Below are 3,822 nucleotides of genomic sequence, written 5' to 3'. Positions count from 1 at the left end.
GTACATCGCATCGGGCGTACTGGTCGTGCGGGAAGTAAAGGCTTAGCGTTTAGCTTCTTTAGTGACAACGAGAGCTACCGTGTGGCGCAAATTGATGAGTACATGGACATCGCGATTGAACCTTCAACCTTGCCGCAATCTGCTGCAGGCGCACGTCCTTACGCGGCGAATATGGTCACCATTCAAATTGACGGTGGTAAGAAAGACAAGGTGCGTCCCGGTGATATTCTTGGCGCGCTGACCGGTGATGGCGAACTGACCGCGGAGCATATCGGCAAGATTAACCTGTTCCCGATGCGCGCTTATGTAGCCGTGCACAAGAAAATCGCCACCAAAGCACTGAATAAGATCGTCAACGGTAAGATGAAGGGACGCCAGTTCCGCGCTCGCTTACTCAAATAATCTCATGCATCCTGTCTTAGCCGAGCTTTGATGCGGCTGAGGCTAATTGGCGTGATCCCCAAATACGCGGCGATGTGATGATCGCAAAGCCGCGCCATCAAATCTGGAAACTGAGCGCACATCACTTGGTAACGCTGTTCTGGGCGATAGAGCAGCATAAAGCGCTCTTTTTGCTCCTTGTGCAACAATTGCGTCTCAAGTAAACGTTGATAGAGCGGGTGACCGCTGGTGCGCCATGCACGCAATACATCAATTGGTACGCCCATCAGCTGTACAGGTGATAAGCTTTCCAGCATAAAGGGCGAGGCTTGCTCACGCAGCAAGCTTTCAAAACCAATCGCCCAGTCTTGCTCCCAATAGAACTCTTTACTGAAACTTTTGCCCTCTTCGGTGAGATAGCAAGCGTGGCACAGCCCTGCGAGCACCCAATAGGCAAAGGGAGTGGTTTCACCTTGTGCGACTAACACATGTCGTGTTGGCAGCTCAAGTGGCTGAGCGACATTTTGTAATTGCGTGCATTCGGCATCGGAAAAACCATGCTGTTTTAGATAAGCGTGAAACTGTGCTTGCATAAAAGCCTCATAGAAAAGTAGACAGCCACTCTAGGTGGCTGTCTACTTTACGTGATAACCCAAGTGACTTGAAGCCGCAGTAGAGTTGGTTGCCGCTTCAATATTGGGTTATCGGTGCCTATTTTTGTAAGTCGATGCGATAAACAGCAAATCCGATGTCATCGGTATTGAGATAGGTCATCGGATACTGACCATATTTTTTAATAAATTGGGTGGCTTTATCGCTTGGTGAGGTTTCAAAGCGAATATCCAGCTTGGTTTTGCTGCTGATCGGAGCAAATGACCAATTGTTATCAGCACTTGGGCGAACTTTTCCCTGTTCTTGGCTGACTTTTTGAATATAGCTGGCGACGATCGTTCTATTTTCATCGGGAGAATCAAAAGCAATGTGCTCGCTACCCGTTCCGGCAAATTTATTGCTGTACGCTCGGTAATTATTCGTTGCGACTAAAAATATTTGTTGTGGATTTATTGGCTGTCCTTGGTAAGTCAGGTCAATAATTCGCTCGGCATCGGGATTGATGATTTTACAATCACCGTCATATTTTGCTGGCTGAGTGACATCAATGTGGTAATTCACCCCTTCCATGACATCGAAATTATAGGTACGAAAGCCACTCCAGTTAATCAGCGATTGAGGTGCGGTATCATTGATATCAATTTGATTAAATTGTCCGGCGCTACATTCCAACCACTCTTTAACCTCTGCTCCAGTCATCTTTAACGCGGCTAATGTATTGGGATACAGATAGAGGTCTGCTGCGTTGCGAAATGTTAATTGACCCGCTTCGACTTCAGTAAAACCCTGGGGATCATCTTTACGACCACCAACTTTAAAGGGGGCTGCTGCCGAAAGAACGGGTAAACCATCTAAAGTTGGATCGCCTTGAATAAAGCGTTCCACATAATCTTTTTGTGCAAAATTTACGATTTGTACGGTCGGATCATCTTGCACAAGCGCTAAAAAACTGTACATCACATCATCAGTTTGGCCGATTGGTTGGTTGACAAACTGACGCGTTGCTTGATGATCGGTTGCCAGTGCTTTCACAATTCCTGCATCGGCTTTAGCGAGAGATGTCTTGCTCTGTTTATCAAAAATGGGGCGAGCTTGCGAGTGGCTTTGGATGACTTGCCATTTTCCTTGTGTATTGTCTAATGTGAGATCGATAACTCCCACATGACTTCCCCATCGTCCAGGCATGACCGCAGCGACACCGTTGATTGTCCCTTGTTCAATATCGGCTCCGGGTAATTGAGCAAAGTCTTTGCTTGGAAAAACGGCATGTGAATGGCCAAATGTAATGGCATCAATATCTTCTATTTGCGTGAGATAGTAGACTGAATTTTCAGCACCAACTTGATAAGGATCAGCGGAAACCCCAGAGTGAGGGATGGCGATAATGACATCGGCACCTTCTTGTTTCATTTGTGGTATTAACTGTTGCGCGGTTTGTTTGATATCTTTAGTGAACACCTTGCCTTGTAAATTTTTTTTATCCCATATCATGATTTGAGGCGGGACAAAACCAATGTATCCGACCTTAATCGTATGTCGTTTGCCATCATTATCTGTAACCGTATGATTTTTGATGAGATAAGGCGTGAAATAGTGTTTACCTGTTGCTTGATCAAACACGTTAGCATTTACATAAGGAAATTGTGCCCCCTCAATGGCTCGGCGGAGAAACGTTAAACCATAATTAAATTCATGGTTACCAATATTGCCCACATCATAGCCCAATTGGTTCATGGCTTTGTACGCTGGATGAATTTCGCCAGAGCTAATACCTTTGGCAGCCATGTAGTCCCCCATTGGACTACCTTGGATTAAATCCCCATTATCGACCAACACAGCATTATTCACTTCAGCTCGCGCTTGTTTGACTAAGCTGGCTGCCCGAGCCAACCCCAGTTGCTGAGATGGTTTGTCTTTGTAGTAATCATAATCCATTAAATTAGTATGAATATCGGTTGTTTCTATGATTCTCAATTGAATGGTATCGGCTATCGCTGAGCTTGCCAGACACAATAGCCCACCGAAGAGAGCGATTGAGAGTGGCTTGAGTGCTGAATTCATGATGAGGTTCCTATCTATTTGAAGGGAGTGAAGATGTCTCTCGACAAAGGTAACAAATAGTAATGCAACAAGAAGCTTAACGCATCACAAAGTGTGATTTATTACCGCTTAAGTGTTAGGAAGGGATTTGCTGGCAGATCATCAAAGTGAGCGACGGTTTTGCTTGTTAGTCTTTTTCTTATCATATTTTAGTATAAAAAATGAAATTTTAGAATTTCAGGTAATAAATGGAACGGCTCATAATGCAGTGCATCGGTTGAGTTATGGATAACAAGTATGGCGGGTTCAAAGCGTGTTAACACAAGGGGCAACTCCCCAACCCCATTAGTAGCATTAGAAGGACGGGCATCGGTTCATCCTTTTACTCGTCTTTCGCGTAGTCAATTACAAAGCGGAGAAGTCGCATTAGTTGGGGCCGGACCTGGTGACCCTGAATTATTAACGGTCAAAGCCTTAAATTACCTCCAGCAAGCGGATGTCATTCTTTATGACTGTTTGGTTTCCGATGAAATTATGAGCTTAATTCCTGCTGAAGCGATATTGGTTTGTGTTGGTAAGCGTGCTGGTCATCACAGTGTGCCACAAGAAAAAACCAATCAGCTATTGGTCGATTTTGCTCGGTCAGGTTATCGAGTTGTCCGTATCAAAGGGGGGGACCCTTTTATTTTCGGACGAGGAGGCGAAGAGCTAGAAGTTTTGGTTGAGGCCGGGATCCGCTTTCAGGTTATTCCTGGGATTACTGCGGCAGCAGGCGCAACGGCTTATGCG

At 45.4% G+C, this 3,822-nt stretch carries 3 protein-coding genes and 1 pseudogene; 2 read left to right on the top strand and 2 right to left on the bottom strand.

Going from position 1 to position 3,822, the window contains the following annotated elements:
- Positions 1 to 402: DbpA RNA binding domain-containing protein (locus B7C60_RS17715; protein WP_245868485.1), on the top strand; the 402-nt coding region annotated here is incomplete at its 5' end.
- Positions 403 to 404: 2 nt separating this feature from the next.
- Here the strand turns inward: B7C60_RS17715 and B7C60_RS03460 are convergent.
- On the bottom strand, positions 405 to 974 hold the full coding sequence (locus B7C60_RS03460) for a Crp/Fnr family transcriptional regulator (protein WP_099610456.1): 570 nt from the start codon (positions 972 to 974) through the stop codon (positions 405 to 407).
- A 118-nt stretch (positions 975 to 1,092) separates the two neighbouring features.
- On the bottom strand, positions 1,093 to 3,054 hold the full coding sequence (cpdB, locus tag B7C60_RS03455) for a 2',3'-cyclic-nucleotide 2'-phosphodiesterase (protein WP_099610455.1): 1,962 nt from the start codon (positions 3,052 to 3,054) through the stop codon (positions 1,093 to 1,095).
- Between the two features lie 360 nt (positions 3,055 to 3,414).
- Here cpdB and cobA point away from each other — a divergent pair.
- Positions 3,415 to 3,822, top strand: a pseudogene (gene cobA, locus B7C60_RS17710) (uroporphyrinogen-III C-methyltransferase); the annotation flags it as partial.

Origin of the sequence: Vibrio fujianensis (assembly GCF_002749895.1) — a bacterium.
Lineage (GTDB): Bacteria > Pseudomonadota > Gammaproteobacteria > Enterobacterales > Vibrionaceae > Vibrio > Vibrio fujianensis.
This window is presented reverse-complemented; position numbering and strand designations above follow the sequence as displayed.